This window comes from Photobacterium sp. OFAV2-7 (genome assembly GCF_022347985.1).
GTDB lineage: Bacteria > Pseudomonadota > Gammaproteobacteria > Enterobacterales > Vibrionaceae > Photobacterium.
The window spans coordinates 1-6,152 of sequence record NZ_JAKRFQ010000241.1; the positions used below are offsets into that span (position 1 = coordinate 1).

General features: G+C 48.3%; 5 protein-coding genes. All 5 read left to right on the top strand.

Annotated elements, in window-relative coordinates:
* Nucleotides 1-574: 574 nt before the first annotated feature.
* The gene (locus MHN01_RS13385) at nucleotides 575-1,855 is read left to right on the top strand and encodes a nucleoside permease (protein WP_239411801.1); all 1,281 of its coding nucleotides are present in this window, start codon (nucleotides 575-577) and stop codon (nucleotides 1,853-1,855) included.
* A gap of 67 nt (nucleotides 1,856-1,922) precedes the next feature.
* On the top strand, nucleotides 1,923-2,945 hold the full coding sequence (locus MHN01_RS13390) for an ADP-ribosylglycohydrolase family protein (protein WP_239411802.1): 1,023 nt from the start codon (nucleotides 1,923-1,925) through the stop codon (nucleotides 2,943-2,945).
* On the top strand, nucleotides 2,935-3,888 hold the full coding sequence (locus tag MHN01_RS13395; protein ID WP_239411803.1) for a PfkB family carbohydrate kinase: 954 nt from the start codon (nucleotides 2,935-2,937) through the stop codon (nucleotides 3,886-3,888). The genes MHN01_RS13390 and MHN01_RS13395 overlap by 11 nt, the downstream gene beginning before the upstream one ends.
* Nucleotides 3,889-4,026: 138 nt before the next feature.
* The gene (locus MHN01_RS13400) at nucleotides 4,027-5,310 is read left to right on the top strand and encodes an OFA family MFS transporter (protein ID WP_239411804.1); all 1,284 of its coding nucleotides are present in this window, start codon (nucleotides 4,027-4,029) and stop codon (nucleotides 5,308-5,310) included.
* A 23-nt stretch (nucleotides 5,311-5,333) separates the two neighbouring features.
* Nucleotides 5,334-6,152 (top strand): GntR family transcriptional regulator (locus MHN01_RS13405; protein ID WP_239411805.1); only part of this gene is annotated, 819 nt, incomplete at its 3' end.

Consider the following 6,152-nt stretch of genomic DNA (forward strand, 5'->3'; position numbering starts at 1 on the left):
GATCTACTGTATTATGTCTTATACACTCTTTCATTCTTAATTATGAGACTTACTAATAATATTAGGATTATATCAACTAACAATATGAATTATCGATGGTTTTAATATCATTAGAATTAATATGAAAAGTATAATATTTTCTTTATATGTTAATTTAAGTAGTTAACCTTATCTATTCGTTCTTATTCTCTCAAAAGGCTTGTTAGAGGTCTAATCACTAACATATTTTTCGTGCTATAAGAGTACATTTCTCTATGAAGATTAATATCATGTAGGTGTTTTACACCACCATAGAATCCAGAATAGTACGGAAGTACACACCTCGAGCTCTGCCTCTTAATCAAAGCCAATAGAATCATGTTACCTGTTCAGCCCCAAACGTATTACGTTTAAAGCATGTAGTTCGTCATTTCTTATATGAAAACAGAGGTACATGTGAGCGGAAGGGCGACTTAACTCTAACGATCATTCGAACGAAAAAGATCGAGTTGATCACTATTTGGTCTCATTGGTATTGCTTTGGTATTATCTAAGTATTACTTTTGGTCTGCCCTACATACTAAAGGAATAAGTAATGACTAAGACAAATACAAAGCTGTCATTCATGATGTTCATAGAATGGTTCATCTGGGGAGCCTGGTTTGTTCCTCTCTGGCAGTTTCTCAATACAAATGGTTTCACACCGACTGAGATTGCGTGGTCGTATGCCTGTACCGCAATTGCGGCAATCATTTCGCCAATCTTGGTAGGCTCTATCACCGACCGGTTCTTCCCGGCGCAAAAAGTGCTGTCCGTTATGTTGCTGGCAGGGGCGGTGTTGATGTACTTCGCTGCTCAGCAGACCGAGTTCTCGAGTTTCTTCCCGCTTCTGCTGGTGTACTCGCTAACGTATATGCCGACTATCGCACTGACGAACAGTATCGCGTTCTCCAATGTTGAAGATGTCGAGCGCGACTTCCCGCGGATCCGCGTGCTCGGCACCATTGGCTGGATTGCTTCAGGTATTGTTTGCGGTTTCTTGCCAACCTGGCTGGGTTACGGAGAGATCTCTGCGACCAACATCCCGCTATTGGTAACCGCGGCAAGTTCTGCTTTGCTGGGTGTGTATGCCCTGGTACTGCCAAATACCCCTCCAAAGAGTACTGGCAAGCTCAATCTGAAGGTGATGCTGGGTCTGGATGCTTTGGTACTGCTGAAGGATAAAAACTTCCTCGCCTTCTTCGTTTGCTCGTTCATGTTCAGTATGCCACTGGCTTTCTACTACATTTTTGCGAACGGTTATTTAACGGAAGTTGGGATGTCCAATGCGACAGGCTGGATGACGCTGGGACAGTTCTCTGAAATCTTCTTTATGCTGGCTCTGCCTTTCTTTACCAAGCGCTATGGTATTAAAAAGGTATTAATGCTTGGTCTTTTCACGGCTGCCGTGCGCTACGGATTCTTTGTCTACGGCAGTGCCGATCAGTGGTACCTCTACTCGCTGCTGTTCGCCGGTATTTTGCTTCATGGCGTGAGCTACGATTTCTACTTTGTCACCGCTTATATCTATGTCGATAAGAAAGCACCGAAACACATGAGAACGGCTGCTCAAGGTATTATCACACTGTGCTGCCAGGGCATTGGTAGCCTGCTTGGTTATCGCTTGGGCGGCGTGTTGATGGAGAAGATGTTCGCCTACCCAGAGCCTCAGAACGGATTGACATTCAACTGGGCCGGGATGTGGGGATTTGGTGCCCTGATGATCTCCGTGATTCTGGTCTTCTTCATGATTTTCTTCCGTGAACCAAGCGGTGAGATCAGCGAAATCAGTGTCGAGACCGACAGTGATGACAAGCAGAAAGCAGTAAAAGCGTAATTACTATTTGGGACCGTCCAGCGTTAGTGGGCTGGGCGGAGCTCTTTTATTTTTAAGGTGTAATTGAATGAACAACAATACAGAAAGTCGAATTCTTGGTGCGTTTTATGGTCAGGCCCTGGGTGATTCAATGGGCATGCCTTCTGAACTCTGGCCGCGCACTCGTGTAAAGGCACATTTTGGTTGGATTGACCGCTTTCTGCCGGGCCCTGCGGAGAATAATGCCGCTTGCTATTTTGATGCCTGTCATTTTACCGATGATACCTCGATGGCGCTAGCACTGGCCGATGCCATTATCGAATGTCAGGGTGAGATAGAGCCTGATGTGATTGCACGTAATGTGATGACATGGGCCGAAGGGTTTGATGCCTTTAACAAGAACGTCTTCGGTCCGTCGTCCAAAGCCGCGATGAAAGCTATCAAAGAAGGGGTACAGATTTCTGATCTGGAAAATAATGGGGTAACCAACGGAGCGGCAATGCGTGTCTCGCCACTGGGCTGCCTGATGCCGACCAACTCGCTGGATGATTTCATTGATCAAGTTGCTCTGGCCTCCAGCCCGACCCATAAATCAGACGTTGCGATTGCCGGGGCAACGGCTATTGCCTGGGCGGTTTCAAAAGGTATTGATGGTGAAAGCTGGCAGTCTATTTGCGATCAGCTACCGGCGATTGCCAATGCGGCGCAGACCAAGAAAATTACCACTTTCAGCCCGTCAATGGGGGCACGGATTGAGCTGGCATTGTCGATAGCCCGTGAAGATATTGGGGTGGAAAGCGCGATGCAGAAAATCTACGACCTGGTGGGAGCGGGCACCAGCACTATCGAGTCCGTACCAGCGGCGATTGGTATGGTGGAACTAGCAGGAACCGATCCGAATCGCTGTGCCATTTTGTGTGCCAACCTAGGCGGTGATACCGATACTATCGGCGCAATGGCAACGGCGATCTGCGGTGCCCTGAATGGCATCGAGAGTATTGATGCCGGGCTGAAAGTTCAGCTTGATGAAGCGAATCAGCTGGATTTCGGCAAATACAGCACGTCCTTTGCCAAACTGCGCAAACAGAAGGAGCAAGCCTATGCCTCATAATGCGTTATTGCAGCTCATACCGACGCTGAAAAATCAGCGTCAGCTCTGTGTCGTCGGAGCCGCGGTCGTTGATATTGTGGTCGAGACGCCAACGCTACCCGAGCGAGGCGGAGATACTGAGGTGGCTGAAAAGGGGATCCATGTTGGTGGCTGTGCACTCAACATTGCAATAGCGCTTAATCGTCTGGGTATCCAGTCATTGAATGCTTTGCCGATTGGCAAGGGAAACTGGGCGACACTCATAGAAGCTTCGATGACCGAAAAAGGCGTTATTAGCGAGCTTCGCAATGATCAGGCTGACAATGGCTGGTGTATGGCTCTGGTTGAACCGGACGGCGAGCGGACGTTCCTGTCGGTGAGTGGCGTTGAAAACCAATGGGATCAGGAACTGTTGAATTCCTTGCCATTGCAAAATGATGCGCTGATTTATATTTCAGGCTATCAGCTGGCCTCAGAGTCCGGTGAGCTGCTGGTTTCCTGGCTGGAGTCATTGCCTCGAACTACCGATGTGTTTGTGGATTTCGGTCCGCGGCTTGCCGAGATCCCGGCGGTATTGCTTGAGCGTCTGCTGGCACTAAAACCAATCGTGTCGCTAAATCGCCAAGAAGCGCAGATTTTGGGGATGGATGATGCCGAGAGCTTTACGCGATCCTGGTATCAACGCTATCAATGTCCGCTGATCTTGCGTATTGACAGTGATGGCGCGCTTTTTGCCGATGACAACGCTACTGGTTGTGTACTGCCATTTAAAGCTACGGTGATTGATAGCATTGGGGCAGGTGACTCCCATGCTGGTGGGGTATTGGCAGGATTGGCTTCCGGCTGGGATCTCGCCGATGCCGTATTACTTGGCAACGCTATTGCTTCTTATGTGGTGAGTCATCGCGGCGGAGACTGTGCACCTGGTCAGAAAGAACTCGCTGATTACCTTTCCCAATATTAAATGTCGGCGATCATAGTTGCAGAGCGATCACTTCCCTGGGCTCGAAGACTAAACAGCCGTTCATTGGGCCCTCTTAATTAAGCAGTAATTAAATGAGCAGTAGCTAACCGGCTACTGCTACTTCTTCGGAACAATAATATGGATTTTAAAAACAAAGCCGTCAGAGTTTTGCTGGCGAGTTGCGGCGTGAATTTGTGCATCGGCATTTTGTACGCATGGAGTGTCTTTAAAAATGCACTGGTGGTTGAATCAGGTTGGACGAATGCCCAGGCATCCTTTCCCTATACGATTTCGATTATCGTGTTGTCGCTTGCCTTATTGGCTGCCGGTTTTATCCAGGACCGAATTGGACCGCGGAAAGTGCTGATGGCCGGTACCTTGCTTGCGGGAACAGGATTGATTCTCTCGAGTTTTACGCTTTCGCCGCTGTTGTTGAATATTACGTTTGGGGTGATAACTGGTTGCGGGATAGGTTTTGGCTATGCCTGTCTTAATCCTGCGACGATGAAGTGGTTTCACTCATCGAAGAAAGGGCTGGTCAATGGATTACTGGCCACGGCTTTTGGTATTGCATCGGTATATCTGGCTCCATTGGTCACCTTTCTGATTGAAACCTACGGGATCAGCCATAGCTTTCTGGTATTGGGATGTGCACTGATTGCGATAGCCTTCCCGCTGGCATGCACGATTGATAACCCACCAGCCGGATACACGCCCGCCGATACATTACAACAGGGGATCTCTTCAAAAGAGAAGGGTTTATTACAAGATTCTGGTCCGTCTACAGTGTCTGTATCATCTGCAGCCAGTCAGGATATTCCCTGGCATCAAATGCTGAAACAACGTGAATTTTACATGCTGTGGGTGATGTTTGCGTTCGCTTCTGCGGCAGGGTTAATGGTTATTGCCAATATCACCTCGATTGCCGCTAATCAGGCTAACATTACTAGCGCCTCTTATCTTGTGGTGGCATTGGCCTTGTTTAATTCGGGAGGGCGCCTGGCAGCAGGGGTCTTGTCGGACTATCTGGGCGGTGTCAGAACGCTGACTCTGGCCTTTTGTCTGCAAGGCATCAATATGTTCCTGTTTGCCGGGTATGATTCGAATATTCTGATGCTGGTTGGTGCGGCGCTGGCTGGTGTTGGCTATGGCGCTTTGCTGGCTGTGTTCCCATCAATAATGGCAAGCTTTTATGGCTTGAAGCACTACGGGGCAAATTACGGCGTCTTGTATACCGCATGGGGAGTGGGAGGCTTTATCGGCCCGGTATTGGCAGCCATCGCAGTGGATTATTTCGGCGAGTATGATGTGGCCTATTATGCCTGCGGTGGTCTGATGCTTGTTGCGATAGGTCTGTCGTTGCGGCTTCAGCCGATAAAAGGAAAGCCGATTCAATCTACACATGTTGCAAAATCGCTCTAATTGATGAGCGAATTGGTCCTATCATGGTATGCTTCTCTCAAGACAATCAAATAGTTGGCGACAGTTTATGCCAAAGCCTCGGTTTGGTTGCACCAGCCGAGGCGATGAAAGCGAACCAAGATAAAATGAACGATTACAGTAGCTTGATTGAGAACATTAAACAGCGTATTGCGCAGGGTGATAAATCCCCGCTGTATGTGAAGGTAGCTGAAACAGTAAAACAGGCGATTGAGCAAAAGATGCTGGTCGGCGGTGATTTTCTGCCGACCGAACGTGAGCTCAGTGATCTGCTCGGCGTTTCAAGGATCACTGTACGCAAGGCGCTTGATGTGCTGGATAAAGACGGTGTAATTGTTCGATCCAGGGGCTGCGGCACCATGATCAGTGAGACCATGGAATATTCGTTGAAAGAGGCCAAAGGGTTCTCTCAGCAAGTGGTGCTAAAAGGGAAAAAGCCCGATACGCTGTGGATCAAGAAAGATATTATTCCTTGTTCTGAAGAGATTGCCTCGCACCTGAAAATTGCGGTTGATGAGTCTGTCTTCCTGCTAAAGCGTATTCGTTACATTGATGATCAGCCAGTCTCGGTTGAAGAATCTTATGTTCCAGCTAACTTGATCCGTGATGTTGATGATATTCAAATGTCATTGTATGACTACTTCCGCAGTCAGAACATCATCCCGACGCGAACCCAAAGCCGAGTCAGTGCGCAACTGCCTACCGATGAATTCCTCGAACACCTTGGTTTAAAATCTTCTGTGCCAGTCTTGGTGATCAAGCAGGCGGCCTTTGATACCCGGGGCAAGCCTATCGAGTACAGTGTCAACTATTGCCGTGGTGAT